This is a genomic window from Gymnodinialimonas ceratoperidinii, from assembly GCF_019297855.1.
Classification (GTDB): Bacteria; Pseudomonadota; Alphaproteobacteria; order Rhodobacterales; family Rhodobacteraceae; genus Gymnodinialimonas; species Gymnodinialimonas ceratoperidinii.
The window spans coordinates 2495583-2518651 of record NZ_CP079194.1 but is presented as its reverse complement, the minus strand read 5'-3'; the positions used below and the strand labels follow the sequence as shown (position 1 = coordinate 2518651).

24 protein-coding genes are annotated in these 23069 nt (G+C 65.0%); 10 read left to right on the top strand and 14 right to left on the bottom strand.

Annotated features, from left to right (window positions below; all coding sequences use genetic code 11):
- Positions 1-20: 20 nt before the first annotated feature.
- Positions 21-2375, top strand: a complete 2355-nt coding sequence (locus KYE46_RS12135; protein WP_219000878.1) for a TRAP transporter large permease — start codon at positions 21-23, stop codon at positions 2373-2375.
- Between the two features lie 126 nt (positions 2376-2501).
- Here KYE46_RS12135 and KYE46_RS12130 read toward each other — a convergent pair whose 3' ends face one another.
- The 8 genes from KYE46_RS12130 to KYE46_RS12095 form a co-directional block, all read right to left on the bottom strand.
- A complete protein-coding gene (locus KYE46_RS12130; RefSeq protein ID WP_219000877.1) occupies positions 2502-2882 on the bottom strand; it encodes a VOC family protein in 381 nt (126 codons plus the stop codon).
- 4 nt (positions 2883-2886) lie between these two features.
- Positions 2887-3747 (bottom strand): arginyltransferase, encoded by an 861-nt coding sequence (locus KYE46_RS12125; protein WP_219000876.1) that lies wholly within the window; start codon positions 3745-3747, stop codon positions 2887-2889.
- 106 nt (positions 3748-3853) lie between these two features.
- Positions 3854-4306, bottom strand: coding sequence for an RDD family protein (locus tag KYE46_RS12120; protein ID WP_219000875.1), 453 nt, complete (start codon positions 4304-4306; stop codon positions 3854-3856).
- Positions 4307-4396: 90 nt separating this feature from the next.
- Positions 4397-4804, bottom strand: coding sequence for a DUF2852 domain-containing protein (locus tag KYE46_RS12115; protein ID WP_219000874.1), 408 nt, complete (start codon positions 4802-4804; stop codon positions 4397-4399).
- Between the two features lie 269 nt (positions 4805-5073).
- On the bottom strand, positions 5074-5949 hold the full coding sequence (gene mmsB, locus KYE46_RS12110; RefSeq protein ID WP_219000873.1) for a 3-hydroxyisobutyrate dehydrogenase: 876 nt from the start codon (positions 5947-5949) through the stop codon (positions 5074-5076).
- Positions 5949-6983, bottom strand: a complete 1035-nt coding sequence (locus tag KYE46_RS12105; RefSeq protein ID WP_219000872.1) for an enoyl-CoA hydratase/isomerase family protein — start codon at positions 6981-6983, stop codon at positions 5949-5951. The genes mmsB and KYE46_RS12105 overlap by 1 nt, the downstream gene beginning before the upstream one ends.
- Before the next feature lie 67 nt (positions 6984-7050).
- Positions 7051-8196, bottom strand: coding sequence for an acyl-CoA dehydrogenase family protein (locus KYE46_RS12100; RefSeq protein ID WP_219000871.1), 1146 nt, complete (start codon positions 8194-8196; stop codon positions 7051-7053).
- A gap of 89 nt (positions 8197-8285) precedes the next feature.
- Positions 8286-9416 (bottom strand): carboxylate-amine ligase, encoded by a 1131-nt coding sequence (locus KYE46_RS12095; RefSeq protein ID WP_219000870.1) that lies wholly within the window; start codon positions 9414-9416, stop codon positions 8286-8288.
- Between the two features lie 236 nt (positions 9417-9652).
- Here KYE46_RS12095 and KYE46_RS12090 point away from each other — a divergent pair, with 236 nt between their 5' ends.
- Both KYE46_RS12090 and KYE46_RS12085 read left to right on the top strand, forming a co-directional pair.
- On the top strand, positions 9653-10228 hold the full coding sequence (locus tag KYE46_RS12090; protein ID WP_219000869.1) for a hypothetical protein: 576 nt from the start codon (positions 9653-9655) through the stop codon (positions 10226-10228).
- Between the two features lie 103 nt (positions 10229-10331).
- Complete coding sequence (locus KYE46_RS12085; protein WP_219000868.1) at positions 10332-10568, top strand: hypothetical protein; 237 nt, start codon at positions 10332-10334, stop codon at positions 10566-10568.
- Positions 10569-10812: 244 nt separating this feature from the next.
- Here the strand turns inward: KYE46_RS12085 and KYE46_RS12080 are convergent, their stop codons facing one another.
- The gene (locus KYE46_RS12080; protein ID WP_219000867.1) at positions 10813-12312 is read right to left on the bottom strand and encodes a CoA-acylating methylmalonate-semialdehyde dehydrogenase; all 1500 of its coding nucleotides are present in this window, start codon (positions 12310-12312) and stop codon (positions 10813-10815) included.
- A gap of 119 nt (positions 12313-12431) precedes the next feature.
- On the opposite strand from KYE46_RS12080, the gene KYE46_RS12075 reads away from it, so the two are divergent.
- The 7 genes from KYE46_RS12075 (at position 12432) to KYE46_RS12045 (ending at position 18560) form a co-directional block, all read left to right on the top strand.
- Positions 12432-13358, top strand: coding sequence for a LysR family transcriptional regulator (locus tag KYE46_RS12075; RefSeq protein ID WP_219000866.1), 927 nt, complete (start codon positions 12432-12434; stop codon positions 13356-13358).
- Between the two features lie 65 nt (positions 13359-13423).
- Entirely contained in the window at positions 13424-13870 is a 447-nt protein-coding gene (locus KYE46_RS12070) for a CBS domain-containing protein (protein WP_219000865.1), read from the top strand.
- A 79-nt stretch (positions 13871-13949) separates the two neighbouring features.
- Complete coding sequence (coaD, locus tag KYE46_RS12065; protein WP_219000864.1) at positions 13950-14444, top strand: pantetheine-phosphate adenylyltransferase; 495 nt, start codon at positions 13950-13952, stop codon at positions 14442-14444.
- A gap of 36 nt (positions 14445-14480) precedes the next feature.
- Complete coding sequence (locus KYE46_RS12060; protein ID WP_219000863.1) at positions 14481-14981, top strand: peptidylprolyl isomerase; 501 nt, start codon at positions 14481-14483, stop codon at positions 14979-14981.
- Entirely contained in the window at positions 14974-15588 is a 615-nt protein-coding gene (locus KYE46_RS12055) for a peptidylprolyl isomerase (RefSeq protein ID WP_219000862.1), read from the top strand. The genes KYE46_RS12060 and KYE46_RS12055 overlap by 8 nt, the downstream gene beginning before the upstream one ends.
- A 122-nt stretch (positions 15589-15710) precedes the next feature.
- Complete coding sequence (locus KYE46_RS12050; RefSeq protein WP_219000861.1) at positions 15711-16676, top strand: DUF3179 domain-containing protein; 966 nt, start codon at positions 15711-15713, stop codon at positions 16674-16676.
- A 69-nt stretch (positions 16677-16745) separates the two neighbouring features.
- Entirely contained in the window at positions 16746-18560 is a 1815-nt protein-coding gene (locus KYE46_RS12045; RefSeq protein WP_219000860.1) for an ABC-F family ATP-binding cassette domain-containing protein, read from the top strand.
- Here the strand turns inward: KYE46_RS12045 and KYE46_RS12040 are convergent.
- From KYE46_RS12040 to KYE46_RS12020, 5 genes are all read right to left on the bottom strand, one after another.
- Positions 18557-19000, bottom strand: a complete 444-nt coding sequence (locus KYE46_RS12040) for a DMT family transporter (RefSeq protein ID WP_219000859.1) — start codon at positions 18998-19000, stop codon at positions 18557-18559. The two genes, KYE46_RS12045 and KYE46_RS12040, sit on opposite strands and share 4 nt — an antisense overlap.
- Before the next feature lie 15 nt (positions 19001-19015).
- On the bottom strand, positions 19016-19702 hold the full coding sequence (locus tag KYE46_RS12035) for a hypothetical protein (RefSeq protein WP_219000858.1): 687 nt from the start codon (positions 19700-19702) through the stop codon (positions 19016-19018).
- A 43-nt stretch (positions 19703-19745) separates the two neighbouring features.
- Positions 19746-20363: a hypothetical protein gene (locus KYE46_RS12030; protein WP_219000857.1), complete on the bottom strand. Its 618-nt coding sequence runs from the start codon at positions 20361-20363 to the stop codon at positions 19746-19748.
- Between the two features lie 50 nt (positions 20364-20413).
- On the bottom strand, positions 20414-22375 hold the full coding sequence (parE, locus tag KYE46_RS12025; RefSeq protein ID WP_219000856.1) for a DNA topoisomerase IV subunit B: 1962 nt from the start codon (positions 22373-22375) through the stop codon (positions 20414-20416).
- Positions 22376-22545: 170 nt separating this feature from the next.
- On the bottom strand, positions 22546-23049 hold the full coding sequence (locus KYE46_RS12020; protein ID WP_219000855.1) for a hypothetical protein: 504 nt from the start codon (positions 23047-23049) through the stop codon (positions 22546-22548).
- Between the last annotated feature and the right edge of the window lie 20 nt (positions 23050-23069).

The window sequence follows — 23069 nt, the reverse complement described above, 5'->3', positions numbered from 1 at the left end:
CAGCATAGGGACGAAAACAGATGCTATTTGGATTGGACGGGGTAGAAATCGGCCTGATCATCGTGTTCCTCACCTTGTTTGGTGGGATCATGACAGGCTTCCCGGTGGCTTTCGCCATCGGCGGGGCGGGGGTGATCTCTTTCGCGATCATCGCGGCGTTGGACAGCTCGGGTCTGTTGATCCACCAGGCGGTGGACGTGCGCTCGGCCGACTACATGGCGCTGATCGCCGACGGGGTCCCGCGAGAGACCATCTCAACCTTCCGATACCCCAGTTTGCCAAGGGTTGAAGAGGCGCTCTTCACCGGCGGGTGGGAGACGGCGCTCGACCGCAACCTGTCGTTCATCGTCAACCGCATGAACGAGCGCGTGATCGCGGGCCAATCCATCGAGATCCTTCTGGCCGTCCTGATGTTCGTGATGATGGGCATCACGCTGGAACGCTCGAAGATCGCCAACGACCTGCTGACCACCATGGCGCGCGTCTTTGGCCCGCTGCCGGGCGGTCTGGCCGTTTCCATCGTGATCGTGGGCGCTTTCCTTGCCGCGTCGACCGGCATCGTCGGCGCCACCGTGGTGACCATGGGTCTGCTGGCCCTGCCCACGATGCTGCGCAACAACTATTCACCGGAGCTTGCGACCGGCGTGATCGCCGCCTCGGGCACACTCGGGCAGATCATTCCGCCCTCCATCGTGATCGTTCTGCTCGGCACCCTTGCCGGTGACCTCTACGCCACCGGGCAGGAGGCGCGCGCCGTGGCCGCCGGGTGCCGTGACGCGCTGACCTACCTCGGCCAGCCCGCCGTGCTCTCAGTCGGTACGCTCTTCCAGGCGGCGCTGCTGCCGGGGATCTTCCTCGCCTTCCTCTATGGCGCCTATTCCTTCGGCTACGCGCTGGTGTTCCCGTCGAAAGCGCCCGCGGTGCAGATGGGCGAAAGCACCGGAGAGCCGGTGACGCGCAGCGAAAAGCTGACGTGGTTCCTTGGCGTGCCCGCCGCGATCATCATCGGGGTGAGCCTTGCGGCGACCTCCGGCCTGATCGGCGGCCAGTCGATATCCGTCTCGGACATGTCCGACGGTGCGGCCAGTGCGTCGCTGCGCACAAATGTCTCTCCGCAATGTGCCGAAGGCATGATCGCGCTGCATGGTCAGGAGGCGTGGGACGCCGCCGTGGCCGAGCAGGCGGCGATCGAGGCTGCGGGCGATGATGCCGCCGCGACCGAACGGACCGATGAAGAGATGGTCGTCGCGACCGATGCCGCCCTTGCGGCGGTCGCGCCCATCGGCAGCGGTGTCGCGGCGCTCTTCACGCTGCTGGCGCTGACGCTGGCGCTGGCCCGTGGCATCTCGCCCACGGCCTCTCCGGTGCCGCTTCTGATCGGTGGGCTTGGCGTCGTACTGGCGTTTATCGCGGACATCCTGTTCATCGGGCCGCTGACGGGGCCGGGGGCGACGTTCCTGATCCTCGCCATCCCCTTCGCGCTGACGGCCTACGGCTGCTACTACGCGGTCGGGCGCTTGGCGCAGAACGAGCTCTTGCGCGTAGTCTTCCCACCGCTTGTGCTGATCGTGGCCGTTTTGGGCTCGATCCTCGGCGGGATCACCAACCCGACACCTGCGGCAGCGCTTGGCGCGGCAGGCGCGATCATGCTGGCGGCCTACCGCAAGTTCGGAGACGACCGGCGCGGGGCGAAGATCATCGTCGGGGCGGCTTTCGCCGTGGTGATCATGATCATCGTCGGGGTGAACTTCGACCTGCGCATGTCGCGTGAGGCGGTGAGCCTGGCCGACTGGATCGCTTATATCGTGACCCAGGCCGCCTATCACTTCGCGTTCTTCGGCCTGCTCTTTGCCTGCTGGACGCTTTTGCGCACGAGCGTTCTGGGTCCGGTGGTGCGCGAGACCGCGAAGGTCACCAGCATGGTCTTCACCATCCTGATCGGCTCGCAGGTGCTGAACCTGACGCTGATCGCCTTCGGCGGTGAGCACTACATCCAACAGTTCCTGCGCGCCTTCGATCAGGAATGGGTGGTGTTCCTGCTGGTGATGGCGATCCTGTTCTTCCTGGGCTTCGTGCTCGACTTCCTGGAGATCATCTACATCGTGATCCCCATCGTCGGCCCGGTGATCTATGGCGGCACGCTGGACCCGAAATGGGTGACGATCATGATCGCGGTGAACCTGCAGACCTCGTTCCTGACGCCGCCCTTCGGCTTCGCGCTCTTCTATCTGCGCGGGGTGGCGCCGAAATCGGTGACCACGGGCCATATCTACCGCGGCGTGCTGCCCTTCGTGGGCATCCAGGTGGTGGGCCTCGCGATCCTGTGGTTCTTCCCGGGGATCGTGACGATCGTGCCGGACCTGCTGCCGAACTGACGGTCGGCGGGCAATCGTAAAATCGGGGAAGGGGGGCCGTGGGCCCTCCTTTTTCGTTATGGCAGCGCGGAGGAGAGTGCGGACCCTCCGGGGGCCGTATTTGGGAAAAGATGAAGGGGCGGGCGATCAGGCGGCGGGCTCGATCAGGTCCCAGAGGTTGCCCCAGGGATCGCGCCATTGGGCGACGATGCCGTAGGGCTCGTGGCGCGGTGTTTCCAGCAGGGTGCCGCCGGCGCGCGTGATACGGGCTGCGTCGCGGGCGAAATCGTCGGTCTGGAGGAAAAAGCCCACACGGTCGCCGGCTTGGGCGCCGCGCGCGCGGTCTTGCTTGGGCGTTGTCGCCTGCGCCAGCAGAAGGGCCGGACCCTCCGGTGTGGGGGCCACGGTGACCCACCGTTTGCGGCCTTGGTCCTCGTCTGAGAGGAGCGTCCAGCCGAGGCCGTGGACGAAGAAGTCGATGCCGGCGTCGTAGTCCGGCACCAATAATGTCACCAGGCTCAGGCGCATGGGTTCAGTCCAGGGGGTCCTGATCGGAGGCGAAAGGCGCCCGCAGGCCGAGGTCTCCGCGCAGATCGGGCAGGGTGATCTGGGCCACTTGCTGCGCGATCGGATCGTTGGAGAGGGGATGCGTCTGGGTATCGTATTCTTCGGGCGCGCCGATGTCCTGCCACTGGCCGTTCACGTGAACCTCCAGCGCCGGGAAGTTCGCCTTGTAGCCCATCTTCGCCGAGCCGGGCACCCAATAGCCGAGGTAGACATAGGGCAGCACCGCTTCGCGGGCGAGGGCGACATGGTCGAGGATCACGTAGGTGCCGAGCGAGTTCTTCTGCAGCTCGGGCGCGAAGAAGGAATAGACGAGGCTCAACCCGTCATCGAGAATGTCTGTCAGGCAGACCGCGGCCAGCTCATCGGAGGCCTCATCGCGGTATTCGATGACCCGGGTTTTCACCGGCGTTTCCTCGATCATCGCGGCAAACTCGAAGACATCCATATCCGCCATGCCACCGTCGGCGTGGCGGGTGTCCAGGTAGTCACGGAACAGCGCGTATTGCTCTTCCGTGGCCCAGGCCGAGCGCGGGTTGCGGCTCAGCCCTTCGTTGCGCTTGGCGATCCGTCGATGGCTGCGCTTCGGCTCGAAATCCGCGACCCGGATGCGCGCCGACAGGCAAGCCGCACAATCAGCACAAGAGGGGCGGTAGAGCACATTCTGGGACCGGCGAAAGCCCTGCTTGCTGAGCGAGTTGTTCAGCGCCTCCGCCTGATCGCCTTGCAACGCGGTAAACAGCTTCCGCTCGCGGCGACTTTCCAGATAGGGGCAGTCCTGCGGCGCGGTCACATAGAATTGCGGCGCGATTGGCAGCGTATGGCGCATAAATTAAGGTCCCGTTTACTTCGCAACAGACTGCAACACGGGAGCGGCACGGCGCAACTTCTTTCTGGGACGTGGTTACCGCGCTGCAAAAAGACGCTCTTTTACCTCACGCGGCCGAGCAGTTGAGCATCACCGCACCGACCGCTTCATCGGGCAGGCCACGGTTGAGGGGACGGCCGATCATCATCGCGATCGAGATCAGTTGGACGACAAAGAACGTTGCGGCGAAAAGGTAGCTGCCGGTGTGGACAGCCGCCTCGGCGCTGGTCAGGCGCGCGCCGGTGGGGCCGCGCAACTCGATGTTCATCAACCGCATTCCGAGCGTGGCGGACCGGGCCTTGATCGTGCTCCACCGGTAGAGGAAAGCGACGCCAAGATGCACCGGCACCCAGAGCAGGAACGCGATTCCTGCTGTGAACAGGCTCAACAGCAGCATCATCACGAAGATGAGCGTGGCGTCGATCATCCACGCAAACAGGCGCTTGGGCACGACGCCCTCGTAGAAGGCGCTGTCATAGGTCGGATCGGGCAGGGCGGCACAGGACATGGTATGGGACATGGGGATTTGGCGGGGCCTTTGAAAGGGGAAAATGCCCCTGCGCGGTGCCACTCAAGGCCTCGCGCAGGGGATTGGCTGGGGAGCGGAGGCTCAGGCCTCGGCGCTGTCGTCGGACTTGGCGTTCTTCGCGCGATCTTCCATGAAGGCATCGAACTCGGACTTGTCCTTGGCATCGCGCAGACGTTGCAGGAAGGCCTCAAACGCGCCTTGCTCTTCTTCCAGACGCTTCAACGTATCAGCCTTGTAGGCGTCGAAGGCGCTGTTACCGGAAGAGTTGAACGTCGGGCTGTGGCGGCGAGATTTGCAGGATCCGTTGAACATGCGTTTGCTCCATATCATGTAGGCGAGAAGGGCGAGACCAAGCGGCCAGAAGAAGATGAAGCCAAGAACCATGGCAGCGATCCAGGCGCCTTTGCCGCGGGCATCCAGCCAGTTCTCCGCCTTGGAAAACCAACCCTGGCCTTGTTGCATGAGGGTGGGGGCGGTTGTGGTGGTCATCGGGGTGTCTCCTTTGGTGGGGTGCTCATGAATGTAAATGTTAATCACATTAACTCATATGGGAGGGCTGCCGATCCACGCAAGGGGCGAAGTAAATCTTTTTTACATTGGAGGGTGATTTGCGGCACGAACCGTAGAATGGCCAGCGGGCAGGGGACCGAATACCTCGGTCGTATCAACAAGATAGACCGGGAGCCGCGCGCCCAAGTCACGGCGCCCGTTCATGTGGCACTATATATGCGCTACGTCCACCAGCAGCGGGCCGCGCCTCAGTCCGCGCGACTGCGGCCCTCGAAACGCGGCAGCATGGCCGAGAAATCGCGCCCAAGGCCGTCTTCGTCCTCCACGAAGCGCCGATAGAGCGCTAGCGCGGCTTCCCCCATCGGCGTGTCGGCATCGGCGGCCTCGGCGGCCGCCTGCGCCAACCCGAGATCTTTCAGCATCAACTCCGCCGCGAAACCGGGCTGATAGTCGTTGTCCGCCGGGCTTTTCGGGCCGACGCCGGGGGCCGGGCAATAGGCGTTCATCGTCCAGCTGTACCCCGAGGAGGTTGAGACGACGTCGAACATCGCCTGCCGCGACAGGCCGAGTTTGTCGGCCATTGCGAAGGCCTCGCAGGTCGCGATCATGGTGACGCCGAGGATCATGTTGTTGCAGATCTTCGCCGCCTGACCGTTGCCCGCCGGGCCGCAGAGCACCGCTTTCTGCCCCATGATGTCGAAGAGCGGCGTGACCGTCTCGAAGGCCTCCTCGCCGCCACCCACCATGAAGGTCAACGTGCCGCTCGCCGCTCCGCCGACGCCACCCGATACGGGCGCATCCAGCCAACCGAGGCCCGCCGCCTCCGCATCCGCCGCCACCGCGCGGGCCGCGTCGACCTCGACGGTGGAGCAATCGACGAAGATCGCCCCCTTGGGCATCGCGGGAATGACCTCACTTGCCACCGCATGCAGGATGGCGCCGTTCGGCAGCATGGTGATGACCACATCCGCGCCCGCCGCCGCCTCGGCCGCGCTGGCGACAGAGGCCACCCCTTCGGGCACCTCAGCCGTCGTGTCGAAGCCCATAACCTCGTGCCCAGCCGCGACGAGGTTGGCGGCCATCGGCGCGCCCATGTTGCCAAGCCCGATAAATCCGATCCGCATCAGTCCATACTCCATTCATCTGCGCCGAGGGGCTGCAGCATCTGCGCCACCTCCATCAATGTCACATCCGCCGGTGCCGCGTGCTTCCACTTCGGCGAGCGATCCTTGTCGATGATCGCCGCGCGGATGCCCTCAAGGAAATCGCCCCGCTCCATCGACCGCGCGGTGAAGCGGTACTCGTTGCGCAAGGCATGCTCGATATCGTCGCGCATCCGCGCGCGGTGCACCAGCTCGATCGTGCAGGCCATGGCGAGGGGAGAGTTCCGCTGCATCTTCTTGAGGGCCGCCTCTCCGATCTCGGACGGCGCATGGGCAATATCGATCAACACGTCGCGCAGGGTCTCGCCGCCAAACAGGTGGTCGATGCCCGCTTGGGCTTCCTTGAGCGTGCTCTCGGGCGGGGTCGCGGCCGCCCGATCTACAGCCTCGTGATCGCCACTCAGCAACTCGGCCTTGAGCGCCGGCCACTCAGCCTCCGGCACGTAATAATCCGCGAACTCCGCATGAATCGCATCCCCCGGACCCATCCGGGTGGCCGTCACGCCCAGGTACTCCCCAAGCCGCCCCGGCGCCCGCGCCAGCAACAATGTGCCCCCCACGTCCGGGACCAGACCGATCCCGCATTCCGGCATCGCCATCTGCGAGCTCTCGCAGACGATCCGATGCGAGCCATGGCAGCCGATCCCCACGCCGCCCCCCATGGTGAAGCCCTGCATGAAGGCCACCACCGGCTTGGGAAACCGGAACATCTTGGCGTTCATCCGGTATTCGTCGGCCCAGAACCGTCTCCCGTACTCGAAATTGCCCGCCGTGCCGGTCTCGTACATCTCCTGAATATCGCCGCCCGCGCAGAAGGCGCGCTCTCCCTCTGCGTCGATCATCACCAGCGCCACAGCGTCGTCCTCGGCCCAGGCGTCCAGCGCGACTTCGATGGCAAGGCACATGTCGTAGGACAGCGCGTTCAACGCCTTGGGCCGGGTCAGCGTGATGCGTCCCGCGCGTCCCTCGATGCGAATATCAATGTCCTTCGACAAGCGCGCCTCCCTCAGGCTTCATCTTTTCATAAATACGGAAATCCAACCACGCCGCCGGGTGCCACCCTCAGCCGCGATCCGCCAGCATCTGCCGCGAAACGATCATCCGCATGATCTCGTTCGTCCCCTCGAGGATCTGGTGCACCCGCAAATCGCGCACGATCTTCTCGATCCCGTAATCGGCGAGGTAGCCATAGCCCCCGTGCAACTGCAGACATTGGTCGGCAATGCGCGAGCCGGCCTCGGTGCAGAACTTCTTGGCCATCGCGCAGGCCTTGGTGGCATCGGGCGCGCCCTGGTCGAGCTTCCAGGCGGCCTGTCGTAAGAACACCCGCGCTGCCTCCAACTCGATCTCCATGTCTGCCAGCCGAAACTGCAAGGCCTGGAACTGGTCGATGCTCTGGCCGAAGGCCTTGCGCTCGCCCATGTAGGCCAGCGTCGCGCGCAGCGCCGCCGCCGCCGCCCCAAGCGAGCAGGCCGCGATGTTCAAGCGTCCGCCGTCGAGCCCCGCCATGGCATAGCGGAACCCCTTGCCCTCTTCGCCAAGCAGGTTGCCGGCCGGCACCGCGCAATCGTCCATCTGCACCGCGCGCGTCGGCTGCGACCGCCACCCCATCTTGTCTTCCAGCCCGCCGAACGACAGCCCCTCGGCGCCGTCCTCGACGATCACCGCCGAGATCCCCCTCGGCCCGTCCTCCCCGGTGCGGCACATCACGATGTAGGCGTCGGAATAGCCCCCGCCCGAGATGAACGCCTTGGTACCGTTGAGCACATAGCCCTCGTTGCTGCGCGCGGCCCGCGTCTTCAGCGCCGCCGCGTCAGAGCCCGATCCCGGCTCCGTCAGGCAATAGGAAAACACGGTCTCCATGCTCAGCGCGCGGGGCAGGAAGGTCTCCTTCACCGCGTCCGAGCCGAATTTCTCGATCATCTTCGCGCACATGTTGTGGATCGAGAGAAATGCCGCGACCGAGGCGCAAGACTCCGACAGCGCCTCGAAGACCAGCGTCGCCTCCAGCCGTGACAGGCCCGAGCCGCCGTTCTCTTCACTGACGTAGAGGCCCGCGAAACCCAGTTCCGCCAGCTTCGGCCAGAGTTCCTTCGGGATGTCGCCCGCGCGTTCCCAGTCGCGCGCATGGGGGGCGATCTCGGCCTCGCCGAAGGCGCGCGCCATGTCGTAGACGGCCTGCGCTTCCTCGCTCAGTGCAAAATCCATGTCACTCCTCCCCGACACCAGAATTGAACGCTCGTTTAATTAACGAGTGTTACACGAGTATTGCAAGCAGATGCGCGGCGCGGATTTCCTCACAGATCGATGTGGAATTCATCGATCAGATGCGCCACCACGCTCCGCATCGCCGCATCGTGCGACCCGCCTGCCGCGCGGGTCCCGTCATAGACCTTGCGCTGCCGATCCGCGCTGGTCTCAAGGGCCATATCGCGCAGGCGCTGAACCTCGTCGATGCAATCCAGCACCTCGGCATCCTCCTCCACCAGCGCCAGCAACTCGTCCACCAGCTCCGGCAAGGGCACGACTTCGCCCCGACCGAAATCGATCAACCCCTCCTTGTTGCCGTATCTCTGCGCGCGCCACCGGTTCTCGTTGATTAGGAACCGGTCGTAGACCCGCCACCGCTGGTTCGTCCTGCGCAACCGCATCAGCATCCGGATGAGACACTGGATCAGTGCCGCCAGCGCAAGCTGATCCTCCAGCCGCGGAGAGACGTCGCAAATCCGCGTCTCGAGCGTTGGAAAATTCGCCGAGGGCCGCAGGTCCCACCAGATCTTCGAGCTGTCCTCGATCAGGTCGAGCTCGATGAGAAGCTCCACCATCCGTTTGTATTCGTCGATCGACGTCAGCTCCGGCGGCAGGCCCGTGCGGGGCATGTTGTCGAACACCGTCACCCGGTAGCTCGCCAGCCCGGTATCGCGCCCCTGCCAATAGGGAGAGGACGTCGACAGCGCCAGAAGATGCGGCATGAAGTAACTCAACTGCCGCATGATATCGACGCGGTCACTCTCCGACGGCAGGCCCACATGGCAATGGGCGCCGCAAATCAGCATCCGCTCACTCACGCTGCCCATGTCTCGGGCCAGCTGGTTATAACGGTCCTTGTCCGTGTGGCTCTGGTCCTTCCAATCGGCAAAGGGGTGGCAGGAAACCGCAACCGGCGCGAGGCCGAAGCGTCCGGCGCATTCCGCGACCGAGCTGCGCAGCCGGCGCAGGTCCCGCCGCGCGTCGGCAATCGTCGCGCAGACACCGGTGCCCACCTCGATCTGGCACTGCAGAAATTCCGGGCTCACCTGATCGGCCAACTCGTCGACGCAGGCCTTCATCAAGGCCTCCGGCGCCTCGACCAGCTCGCAACTCTCCTGATCCACGAGAAGGTATTCCTCCTCAATGCCAAGGGTGAAATGTTCATCGGTAAACCGCATCGCCAAGACCCTCCTCCTGCTTCCGTCAGCGTGGCGACGCGACCCTTTCTTGGCAAGGGCCGGGACGGGGAGGATGCGGCGAGATTCAGCCGAGCCTCCCGCGCGGCACGCGGCAGCGGGCGGGTTGCGTCGGTCAGGATTTCCGCAATCGCGGCCCGCGCAGTCTTGCGGCACATAAAGGCCACCGCTCCGCATCGGAGCCATTTCAGACCCACGCATTTCAAGGAACCCACATCATGAACCGCCGCGCCTTTCTCAAGACGACCCTTCTTTCCGCCCCCGCGATCCTCACGCTCTCCAGCCTGCCGGCGCGCGCCGGAGCCACCGGCTCCACGCTGATCGAGACCGCGGGCCTCTCCGCCTCGGGCAGCGCCGACATCCCGGGCTTTGGCCCCGGCGGCAACGGCCGCGTCTCCATGACCTTCACCTCCGGCCCGGCAATCGTCGCCCAATTCGGCCCCGCCGCGATCACCCGCCTCGTCAACGCAGCGAGCGGCGACCGCTTCGGCGTCCTGTTCAACGGCATCAACGGGGCCGCGAGCCACCAGACAGCATGGACCCTCGACGCCAACGCAGCCGCAGGGGCCCGCGCCCGGTTCCGCGTCGACGGCGGGCTGGAGGCCGAGGCCTCAGCCGTCATCGGCGGCGATCAGTACCAAGGCGCCGGCGTGGCCGCGATGATCCTCGCCGCCCTCTCGGCCGGTGCCACTCTGCGCAACGCGCCCACGAACCGCGTGCAGGCCCTGGTCCGCCCCCATGCCGCGCCTTCCGGCATGGCCTTCGGCCTTGAGGTTACCGTGCAGGCGACCTGAACCCGAAAAACCCTGCCTTCCACCGCGGTAAGGGTTTCCCGACCCGCCGCGGCGCGAAGGTAGGGTTTCCCGCAATCGCTCCGACGGCGCCCAAAAGCTATCCATGGAACAAGACATTCAAGGTGACGTTGACCCCCCAAGCACCCGCTCAGCAAAGGACACTGCCATGTTCATCCGCTCGATCCTCAGCATCGCTGTTGTCGCCAGCTTCGTCTTCGGCGCGGTGGCAGAGGCCTCTCCGCAACGCCCGACTACCGGTCTCACCGCCCAGATCGACGGGTTGACCGCACCGGCGCCCCGGACGGGCGCCCAAACCGGCGGCCTCGGCACAACGCGCTGACCCCCCACGACCCTTCTCCCAAACGACCCTCCCTGTTGGACTTCACCCCTCGGACCTCCCTCCGAGGGGCTTTTTTTTCACCACAGCACCCTCACCACGACACCCGCCCCCACTTCCCCGTTCTCCAAATATCCCGGGGTAGCCGTGCTTTAGCGCGGCAAGGGGCAGCGCCCCTTCACCTTCTTACAAAAAAATGAGGGGTCCCGAAGGACCCCTCACAATAGCCAACCGCCAAAGCGCCGACTTACTCCATGACGGGAATGGTAAACTCGCCACCTTCCTTGATGCCTGAGGGCCAGCGGGAGGTCACGGTCTTGGTCTTGGTGTAGAACCGGAACGCGTCCGAGCCGTGCTGGTTCAGATCACCGAAAGAGGATTTCTTCCAGCCGCCGAAAGTGTGGTACGCCAGCGGCACCGGGATCGGCACGTTGATGCCCACCATGCCGACGTTGACGCGGCTGGCGAAGTCGCGGGCGGCGTCACCGTCGCGGGTGAAGATCGCGGTGCCGTTGCCGTATTCGTTATCCATGGTCAGCTTCAGCGCTTCCTCGTAGGAGCCCGCGCGCACGGTCGAGAGGACCGGGCCGAAGATCTCCTGCTTGTAGATCTCCATGTCGGGCGTCACGTGGTCGAAAAGATGCGGGCCGACGAAGAAGCCGTCCTCATACCCCTGCAGCGAGAAGTCGCGGCCATCCACGACCAGCTTCGCGCCCTGGTCGACACCGGTCTGCACGAGGCGCAGGATGTTTTCCTTGGCCATCGGTGTCACGACAGGGCCGTAATCGACATCGTCACCGCTGGTGTAGGGGCCGACCTTCAGGGCTTCGATCTTCGGCACCAGCTTCTCGATCAGGCGGTCGGCGGTTTCCTCACCCACCGGCACGGCGACCGAGATCGCCATGCAGCGCTCGCCCGCGGCACCATAGCCCGCGCCCACCAGCGCGTCGGCGGCCTGGTCCATGTCGGCGTCAGGCATGATGATCATGTGGTTCTTCGCGCCGCCAAAGCACTGCACGCGCTTGCCGTTGGAGCAGCCCCGCCCGTAGATGTACTCGGCGATCGGGGTGGAGCCCACGAAGCCCACGGCCGAGATCGTCTCGTTGTCGAGGATCGCGTCCACGCTCTCCTTGTCACCGTTGATCACCTGCAACACGCCGTCGGGAAGGCCCGCTTCCTGCATCAGTTCCGCCAGCATCATCGGCACGGAGGGATCGCGCTCGGAGGGCTTCAGGATGAAGGCGTTGCCGCAGACGAGGGCAGGGGCCATCTTCCACAGCGGGATCATCGCGGGGAAGTTAAACGGGGTGATGCCGGCGGCCACACCCACGGGCTGGCGCATGGAATACATGTCGATGCCGGGGCCGGCGCCGTCGGTGAATTCGCCCTTCAGATTGTGGGGCGCACCGATGCAGAATTCCACGACCTCGAGGCCGCGCTGCACGTCGCCCTTGGCGTCGGGGATGGTCTTGCCGTGCTCGCGCGAGAGCGCCTCGGCCAGCTTATCCATGTCGCGGTGCAGCAGGCTCACGAATTTCATCATGACGCGCGCGCGGCGCTGCGGGTTGGTCGCGGCCCAGGCCACCTGCGCCTTCGCGGCATCATCGACCGCAGAATCGAGCTCTGCCTTGGAGGCCAGCGCCACCTTGGCCTGAACCTCGCCCGTGGCCGGGTTCCAGACGTCCTGCGTGCGGCCCGAGGTGCCGTCGACATGCTTGCCGTTAATCCAATGACCGATCTGTTGCATCGTTCTCTCCCAAAAGCAGTTGCGTTGGGGCGCTTATAAGCTTGCATTTGTGCCGGGAAAAGAGACAGGTTCGCAGGGTCATTTTGCAAAAATAGGCGTATGGCAGGAGGGCGCGGCACATGAACTGGGACGATCTGCGTATATTTCTCGCCACCGCGCGGGCCGAAAGCCTGACCGCGGCGCGTGGCAGCCTGCGGATGGATCCGGCCACCATCGCCCGGCGCGTTGCGCGGCTGGAGGCCTCGGCGGGCACGGCACTGTTCCTGAAATCACCCCAAGGCTACCGGCTGACCGAGGCGGGCCTGCGGCTCCTGACCCATGCCGAGGAAGCCGAAGCCGCCCTGTCGCGCGGGATCGGTGCGCTCACCGGCAGCGCCGAGCAGCTTTCCGGGGCCATCCGCATCGGCGCGCCCGATGGCTGCGCCACCTATCTGCTGCCGCAGGTCTGCGCACGCATCGCCGAGAAGCATCCCGGCCTCGATCTGCAAATCCTCGCCCTGCCGCGAATCGTGAACCTCTCGCGCCGCGAGGCTGACTTGGCGATCACGGTCAGCCGGCCCAAGACCGACCGGCTGGAAGGGGAGAGGCTGAGCGATTACAAGCTGTCGCTCGCGGCCTCCAAGGATTGGCTCGCCCGCAACGGCACGCCGCAGTCTCTGAGCGATCTGAAGAACCTTCGGATGATCGGCTACATCCCCGACATGATTTTCGACGCCGAGCTCGATTACCTCTCGACCCTGGGCGTCGACCGGGTGCCGCTGGCCTCGACCTCGGTCTCGGTACAGCTGGAAATGGCGCGTGCCGGCGGCGGGCTGGCGGTCGTCCATGATTTCGCACTGCCTGCGGCTCCGGAATTGCAGCGCGTCCTGCCCGACGCGGTGGCGCTGACCCGCACCTTCTGGCTGACAACCCACGCCGGTCCCAAGGATGCGCGGCTGGAGCGGATCACCGGCCTGCTGCGTGACGGCATCCGCGCGGAAATTGCCCGGCTGGAGGCCAAGACGGCCCCGCCCCAAGCCGCCGCGACAGTCCCCCGCCAGCGCTGAATGTCTTGACAGGTCGGCAAGTTAGCGACGACGCTGAACCATCATCTCGTGAAGGAGGCGCCAAGATGCTCGTACAACAGATCCTCAGGGACAAGGGCGGAGACTCGGCGGGAGGGGATGTCGTGACGATCACGCCCGACGCCTCTGTCGGCGACGCCGCGAAAGTTCTGTCCGCGCGCCGGATCGGCGCTCTGGTCGTCTCGTCCGAAGGCACCGATGTGGCGGGGATCTTGTCCGAGCGCGATATCGTCCGTGCCATCGGCGCCAACGGGCCGGGATGCCTCGCGGATCCGGTCACCACCCTGATGACCGCCGACATCATCTCGGCCACGCGCGACGAGACGGTGCAGTCGGTTCTGGCGAAAATGACCCAAGGCCGCTTTCGCCACATGCCGGTCATGGACAACGCCAAGATGGTCGGCCTGATCTCCATCGGGGACGTCGTGAAAGCGCAGCTGGCCGAGTTGTCGATGGAAAAAGAAGCGCTGGAAGGCATGATCAAGGGCTTCTAGCGCCGCAAAACCCGCGCTTCTGGTTGCAACCAGCCCTGCAATCGTGTTTGCGTCCTGCCCTAGTAAAAGGGGGGCGGCCATGCGCACAGGGCTTTATCCGGGGACATTCGACCCGATCACTTTGGGTCACGTCGATATCATCAAGCGGGCCTGCAAGCTGGTCGACAAGCTGGTGATCGGCGTGGCGATCAACCGCGACAAGGGGCCCTTGTTCTCGCTGGACGAGCGGCTCGCCATGGTCGAGCACGAATGTGCCAAGATGACCGACGCCTTCGGCACCGAGATCGTCGCCCACCCCTTCGAAAACCTGCTGATCGACTGCGCCCGCGACGTGGGCGCGGAATTCATCATCCGTGGCCTGCGCGCGGTTGCGGATTTCGAGTACGAGTACCAGATGGTTGGCATGAACCGGAAGCTCGATGCCAGCGTAACGACCGTATTCCTGATGGCGGAGGCCGAACATCAGGCCATCGCCTCGAAACTGGTCAAGGAAATCGCGCGTCTCGGCGGCGATGTGTCGTCATTCGTGACACCCTCCGTCTTCGAGGCGTTGAAAGAGAAATATCCCCGCTAGATGCGGTCTGACACTGTTGAAAGAAGGAGAGCCGAAATGGCCGACTACAAAGATCCCGAAAACACCATCCTGATCGAGCTGAAGGATGGCACCGTCGCCATCGAGTTGCTGCCCGACGTGGCGCCCGAACATTCCAAGCGGATGAAGGAACTGGCCCGCGAAGGTGCCTATGACGGTGTCGTCTTCCACCGCGTGATCGACGGCTTCATGGCCCAGACCGGCGACGTGCAGCACGGCAAGAAGGATGGCAACCTGCGCATGGCGGGCACCGGCGGCTCCGACAAGCCGGACCTTCCGGCGGAATTCTCCAAGCTGCCCCACTCGCGCGGCACGCTCGGCGCGGCCCGCTCGCAGAACCCGAACTCGGCCAACAGCCAGTTCTTCATCAACTTCAAGGACAACGATTTCCTCAACGGTCAGTACACGGTCTATGGCCGCGTGATCTCGGGGATGGAGCATGTCGACGCCATCACCAAGGGCGAGCCGCCCGCGAACCCCGATGAGATGATCGCGGTCAAGGTGGCCGCCGATGTCTAAGCACCTCGCGTCTGCAGGGGGCGCGCTGCTCGCGCTGCTCCTGACGGCGCCGCTTGGCGCCACCGGCATCGAGATCGACGTGGCCGGAGAGGCCGAGGGCACCATCGTCATCGACCTCTTCGAGGACGTGGCCCCGCTGCACGTGGAGCGGATCACCACGCTGGCCGAAGAGGGCGAGTATGATGACGTGGTGTTTCACCGTGTGATCGACGGCTTCATGGCGCAGACCGGCGATGTCGAATTCGGCAACCTCGGGCAGGACATGCGCTATGCGGGCCGCGGCGCCTCGACCTATGACGACGTGCCGGCCGAATTCTCGGACCTGCCGTTCGAGCGCGGCACCCTCGGCATGGCCCGGTCGCAGCGTCCGGACTCGGCCAACAGCCAGTTCTTCATCGTCTTCGAGGACGCACCGCACCTGAACGGGCAATATACCGTTTTCGGTCAAGTGGTTGAGGGCATGGACGTGGTCGACATGATCCGCCGGGGCCGGGGCCGCAACGGTGCCGTCACAGGCGAGCCGGACCGAATGACCGCCGTTCGGGTACTGGATTACGATCCCGAAGCGCCCGAGCCGGAAGAGGCAGACGAGGCCGCATCCGAGTAATCGCGGGCGCGCAACTCTGCGTGAGGCGGCCTGTATGGAAAGGCCGTCCTGTGACATCCTGAACGGGCGCGCCGCATCTGGCGCGCCCGTTTTTTGTGGCCGTTTGCCCGTGGGAGGATGTCATGCGCTGGAGTCTCGGACTGATCTTGGGCCTGTCGCTCGGCCTCTCGGCCGCCGCTCAGGGCATCGACCCCACGGCGGGATGGCCCAACACGGATTTCTCCACCGCGACGGTCGATCTCTCCGAGGTCCACTCCGGCGGCGTGCCGCGTGACGGGATCCCCGCCCTCGACGCGCCGAGGATGATCCCGGCCGGGGAGGAGACCGCGCTCGAAGGCGCCGAACCGGTGCTGACCGTGGCCCTCGACGGCGCCCCCGCCCGCGCCTATCCGCTGCGTTACCTGACCTGGCACGAGATCGTGAATGACATGGTCGGCGACCTCCCCATCGCGGTCACCTATTGCCCGCTCTGCAACTCCGCCATGGTGTTCGACCGCCGCGTGGCGGGCGAGGTCCTGAGTTTCGGCGTCTCGGGCAACCTGCGCCACTCGGACATGATCATGTTCGACCGCCAGACCGAAAGCTGGTGGCAGCAGGCCATTGGCGAGGGGATCGCCGGGGTCCATGCCGGGGCGGAGCTGGCGCAGCTGCCGGGGTGGCTCGAATCCTGGGACAGTTTCCGGCAAGCCTATCCCGAAGGGCTGGTCATGGCAGAGCCGCGTGGCTACCGGCGTCCCTACGGCCGCAACCCCTACGTGGGATACGACAGCTCCGGCTGGCCGTTCCTCTATTCCGGCGAGCAACCGCCCCACGGGATCGACCCGCTCGCCCGCGTCGTGCGCGTCGGGGACCAGGCCTGGCCGCTGGAACGGCTGGCAACGGAAGGATCGGTCGCCGAGGCCGGGGTGACGATCACCTGGGCGGCGGGCACTGCCTCGGCGCTGGACGCGGCACGGCTTGCCGAGGGCCGCGACGTCGGCCAGATCCGGGTCCGCGACGGGGCAGGGCGGGACATCCCCCATGACGTGATGTTCGCCTTCGCCTTCCACGCCTTCTGGCCCGAGGGCATATGGATGCTCAGGCGATAGCGCGGCCCATCCGCCCACGCGCCGCGGCTATGGCTTGATCTTCTCAGGGCCTTGGCCTAGCTGCCTTGCATGGCCAGACCTCCTCTTTTGCAGCTTTCCGACATCGCCCTGACCTTCGGCGGCGATCCCGTGTTTTCCTCCCTCGATCTCGTGGTGCAGGCGGGCGACCGCATGGCGCTCGTGGGGCGCAATGGCTCGGGCAAGTCGACGCTGATGAAGGTCATGGCAGGCCTTGTGGAGCCTGACGCCGGCAGCCGCGTCCTGCCCGATGGCACCACTGTGGGCTACCTTGAGCAGGAGCCCGATTTCACCGGCTTCGAGACGCTTGGCGACTTCGCCCTCGCCACCCTCGGCCCCTCCGAGGCCTGGCGTGTGGAGGCGGCGGCCGAGGGCCTCAAGCTGAACCTTTCGGCCCGCGTGGACGCGGCGTCCGGCGGGGAACGCCGCCGCGCCGCGTTGGCGCGTCTGCTGGCGGAAGCGCCCGAGCTGATGCTGCTGGACGAGCCGACCAACCACCTCGACATTGACGCCATCGAATGGCTGGAGGGCGAGCTGAAATCCACCAAGGCGGGTTTCATCCTGATCTCCCACGACCGCGCCTTCCTCAAGGCGTTGGCGCGCGGCACGCTTTGGCTCGACCGGGGCGTCGTGCGCCGCCGCGATGGCAATTTCGACGGTTTCGAGGAGTGGCGCGATACCATCTGGGCCGAAGAGGACATGCAGCGCCACAAGCTCGACCGCAAGATCAAGGCCGAGGCGCGGTGGGCCGTCGAGGGCATCTCGGCACGGCGCAAGCGCAACCAGGGGCGGGTGCGCGCCCTGGGCGATCTGCGCGCCGAACGCTCCGCCATGATCCGCCGCCAAGGCACCGCCGCGATGCAGTTGGAGGCCGGCAGCGCCTCGGGCAAGCGGGTGATCGAAGCGCGTGGGATTTCAAAGGCCTACGGCGAGAAGGTGATCCTGCAACCCTTCGATATCCGCGTCCTGCGCGGTGACCGCGTGGCTTTCGTCGGCCCCAATGGCGCGGGCAAGACGACGCTTCTGAAGATGCTGGTGGGCGAGCTCGAGCCCGACACCGGCAGCGTGACCCTTGGCACCGGAATCGAGATGGCGGTCTTCGATCAGACCCGCTCGGCGCTGGACCCCAACGCGACGCTCTGGGAGAGCCTGACCAACGATCCGCTCCTGGGTGTCTCGGGCCGCTCGGACCAGGTGCTGGTGCGCGGCGCGCCGCGTCACGTGGTGGGCTACCTCAAGGATTTCCTCTTTGACGAGGCCCAGGCCCGCGCCCCTGTTCGCTCGCTTTCGGGCGGTGAGAAAGCACGGCTCCTGCTGGCGCGGATCATGGCGAAGGAGAGCAACCTTCTGGTGCTCGACGAGCCGACCAACGACCTCGACGTCGAAACGCTGGACCTGTTGCAGGACCTGCTCGGCGACTACCCCGGCACGGTTCTGCTGGTCTCCCACGACCGCGATTTCCTCGACCGCGTGGCGACGGCCACGGTGGCGCTGGAAGGGGGCGGGCGGGCCGTCGTCTATGCCGGCGGCTGGACCGACATGCTGGCGCAACGGGGCGACAAGCCACGCCCGGATTCCGAGAAGGCGCGCGCCAAAGCCACCAAGGCGCAGGCCGCTCAAGCGGTTGAGAAGACGCCGAAATCCGCGCTCTCCTTCACCGAGAAGCACCGGCTGGAGGAACTCCCCAAGGTTATCGCCCGGCTCGAGGCCGAGATCGCCAAGCTCTCTGAATTGCTCTCCGACCCCGAGATTTACGCGACGCAAGCCGTGAAGGCGCAGAAGGCGCAAGATGCGCTGGCGGAGCGGCAGGCGAAGCTGGAAGAGGCCGAGATGGAGTGGCTGACGCTGGAAGAAAAAGCCGGTTAACGCATCACGCTCATTTGTGTGATCGCTACGCCAAGCCCCATCACCGCGATGCCCGTCAACCGCAGCCCCGTCACCGGGTGTACCTGCGCTCCGAAGAGGCCGAAATGGTCGATGACGGCGGAACTGACGAGTTGCCCCACGAGCACGAAAAAGACGGCGTTGCCGACGCCAAGGCTCGGCGCGACGAAGGTGATGCTGAGCACGTAGAAGGCCACCAGAACGCCGGCGAAAAACAGGTGCCTCGGCTGTCCGGGGATGGCGCGCAGCGCCTCCGGCCCGGTGACGAGCAGCGTCAGCACCGCCGCCGCGAAGGCCACGATGAACAGCACTGTCGCCGCCGCCGCCGGAGAGCCGATGTTCGCGCCCAATCGCGCGTTGAGGGCTGCGAGAATGGGGATGCCAATGCCGGCGGCGAACATGATGAGAACCTGCGTGGGCATCGCGTAACCTTTTGATCAGGAACAGATCCCGCCGATGGGCGCATCGTCCCACGGCAGGCGGATCGGCGTGCTATCGACCCGGTCGCGGATCGGGGTGACCGGCATGACCTGCCCGATCAGCGCCTCGAGCCGCGCGGTCCGCGCGCCCTCGGGGTCCGTAGCGCGACAGCAGACGTATTCCTCCACGAGCGAGGCCTGCTGCTCGTAGCCGTAGGAGAGGAAGGGGCGCGGGTCGTCGTTGGAGAAGAGGTAGGGGTCCTCGATCCGGGCATGCTCGGCGAAGGCGCGGAAAGGGTGGTAGCCGGTGATCTCTCGGTTCTGCCACTGCCAGACATGGGTCATCTCGTGGGCGAAAAACATCGCCGCGACGAGGCCGCGGGTGCCGTCGGGAAAGCGGGTGTAATCCTCGATCACCAGATCCTCGCGCAGGTGCAGCGTGTTGAAGAGCACGATGCCGCCGGTCTGCGAAGAGATCGTGGGGGTCTGCGGCGGCGGAAAGATGCGCTCGCGGCAGGTGACGGGGGGGCGCGTGGGGTAGGTCTGGGTGATGAGGCCGACGAAGGGATTGCGCGCGATGCGGACCGGGCGCGGGTCGAAGGTGTCGCCTTGCAGCTCGGCCATGTAGGCGGCCTCGGCGTCCGTGAGGGGGCGGCCGCAGGCAGCGAGCAGGAGGGTCGCGAGGATCAGGAAAGCGAGGCGCATGGGGCGAAGGTGCCGGGAATTGGGCGGGGGGACAAGGGTGGGGTCAGAACGTAATGTCGCGCAATACTGCTTGAAATATGTCGATCGTCGGAATTGCGAGGAGGACGTAGCCTACGATTGCGCAGGATACCGACAGCATTCGTGCAAATGGTCTTCGGGCAACTTGCCCTGTGTACCATTCACGCGACAATGCTCTGGTGTATTCCCCATGCGCACGAACCAGATCGACCTGCCGCCCGAACGCTCGTGCAAATCGAAGCCCGCGTTCCCCATTGGCATCTTCTCTCGTGTATTGTTCGATTAGCGTGGTGCACAACGACCAAGAGGTCTTGTTGTCCACATCGACCTCCATCGCTTGGATTTCTTCGATTGCGTATCCGCTCAATACCCTGTCCGCGAAGCTCAAGTCCGACTTCGCAAAGTCGAGTACAGGAGGGCGCAGCATCAGGAAAATCGCCGTGCCCACGAACAGACTAATGGCCCCGAAGAATGCCAAACGAAGCTTGACGAGGCTCGAGATCCAAAAGGGTGATGCGACGGTATCGTCGGCACCGGCCAGAAGGTCGAATGACAGGTAGGCAGCAACGCTATCATTGAAAATGATGAAGTAACCAATGAGAGGGATCAGCGCTACGACACGACTGATTTCGTTATTCGTCAAGCGTTCAACAGAGTTCCATAATAGGAAGGCGTTATTGAACGCTCGCCCCTTCAAACGTCCAGTTCCTCCACGAAACGCGCGTTCTCCTGGATGTACTGGAACCGCAGTTCGGGCTTCTTGCCCATCAGACGCTCCACCAGATCGCCGGTCTCGCCGGGCACGTCGTCGTCGACCGAGACGCGGATCAGCTTGCGCGAGTCGGGGTCCATTGTGGTCTCTTTCAGGTCCTTCGCATCCATCTCGCCCAGACCCTTGAAGCGCGAGACGTCGATTTTTCCCTTGCCACCCAAGCCCTTGGCCAGCATCTCGTCGCGTTCCTCTTCGTCGAGGCAATAGACGCGCTTGGCGCCTTGGGTCAGGCGGAACAGCGGCGGGCAGGCGAGGTAGAGGTGACCCGCGTCGATCATCGGGCGCATCTGGCTGAAGAAGAAGGTCATCAGAAGCGCCGCGATATGGGCGCCGTCGACGTCGGCGTCGGTCATGATGATGATCTTGTCGTAGCGCAGGTCCTCGAGGTTGAACTTCGTGCCCATGCCGACGCCAAGTGCTTGGCACAGATCGGAAATCTCGGCGTTCTGCCCCAGTTTCGAGGAAGCCGCGCCAAGCACGTTGAGGATCTTGCCCCGCAGCGGCAGCAACGCCTGGTTCTTGCGGTTGCGCGCCATCTTGGCGGAGCCGCCGGCCGAGTCGCCCTCGACGATGAACAGCTCGGTACCGCTGCGCGCGCCCTGGCTGCAATCGACCAGCTTGCCCGGCAGACGCAGCTTCTTGGTGGCGGACTTGCGCTGTGTCTCTTTCTCCTGCTTGCGGCGCAGGCGCTCCTCGGCGCGGAGCACGAGGAAGTCGAGGATCGCGCCCGCTTCCTTGGTGTTCTGGCCGAGCCAGTTGTCAAAGTGGTCGCGCACGGCCTGTTCGACCAGTCGCTGCGCCTCGGTCGTGGCGAGGCGGTCCTTGGTCTGGCCCACGAATTCCGGCTCGGAGATGAAGCAGGAGACCAGCGCGCAGGCGCCAGTCTGCAGGTCGTCGCGGGTGATGTTGGCGGCCTTCTTGTTGCCCGCCAGATCGCCGTAGGCGCGGATGCCCTTCAGGATCGCGGCCCAGAAACCGGCCTCGTGGGTGCCGCCCTCGGGGGTGGGCACGGTGTTGCAATAGGACTGGATGAAACCGTCGCGCGCGGGCGTCCATGAGATCGCCCATTCGACCGAACCGGGAACGGAGAAGCGCGACTGGAAGTCGACTTTCCCGGCGAAGGGTTTCTCGGTGTAGGTGGCGGATTTTCCCAATGTTTCCATCAGGTAATCGGAGAGGCCGCCGGGGAAGTGGAAGACGGCTTCCGTGGGCGTTTCGCCGTCGTCGATCGCCGATTTCCAGCGGATCTCCACGCCCGAGAAGAGGTAGGCCTTGGAGCGGACCATCTTCATCAGCCGCGCGGGCTTGAAGCGGTGCGAGCCGAAGATCTGCTCGTCGGCATGGAAGGTGGTGGTGGTGCCGCGCCGGTTGGGGGCGGCGCCGATTTCTTCCACCGGGCCGAGGGGGATGCCGCGCGAGAAGCGCTGCTCGACCAGCTTGCGGTCGCGCGCGACCTGCACGACCATCGAATCCGAGAGCGCATTGACCACCGAGGCGCCGACGCCGTGCAGGCCGCCCGAGGTCTGGTAGGCCTTGCCCGAGAACTTGCCGCCCGCGTGCAACGTGCAGAGGATCACCTCCAGCGCCGATTTGCCGGGGAACTTCGGGTGCGGATCGAAGGGCATGCCGCGGCCGTTGTCGCGGATGGTGACGGCGTAATCCTCGTGCAGCTCGACCTCGATCCGGGTCGCATGGCCCGCCACGGCTTCGTCCATCGAGTTGTCGAGGACTTCCGCCACCAGATGATGCAGCGCCCGCTCGTCGGTACCGCCGATGTACATGCCGGGGCGTTTGCGGACAGGCTCCAACCCCTCGAGAACCTCGATGGAAGAGGCGTCATAGGCCTGCGCGTCGGGCGTGCCGGAGAGGAGGTCATCAGCCATTGTACTGCTCTATATTGTGGGCGGTTTTCGCAATAATGGCAGGTTTGGGGGGCAGGGGAAAGACCACAGCGCGCCTGACGTGAGCGATAGAGACGCAAAACGCCCACCGGGAGGGCGGGCGGTGCAAGTCTTAACGGCGTTAACCTATTGAGGGTGTCAGCGCGTCGAGATCAGTTGGTGTTCGCCGGGGCATCGCCGGCGGTCATGTAGTAGGGGTCCGAGCCGTCGAAACCGAAGTAGTAGTTCAACATGCCCTCATCCACCACGTTGCGCTGGTAGGCGACGGAGGCCAGCGCCACGAGTTCCACGATCTCGTCCGAGGTGATCGTGCCTTCTTCCAGCGCTTCGATCCCGGCGGCAAGCTCGTTGATCAGCGTGTGGTTCATCAGCCCGTTGGCAATGTCGTAGGCGGCCTCGACGTCGGCCTCGGAATAGGCGCCGGTTTCGAGAATCGGCTCGAAGTGGTTGGCGAAGAATCGGATCCACTCATCGCTCAGCTGACGGGAGCGCAGTTCGGCGTCCATCCGCATCGCGAGATCGTCGAGGGCGTCGGTCATGATGGCCGTTGTCGCGATGGCCAGCCCAACCGCCGCCGAAGAGATGACCGTCCAGTCGACAGTGATCGCGCCGCGGTCCTCGCTCAGGTAATTGGTTACTAGTTTAAACAGGGTCACCAGGGGCCTCACATTTGCTG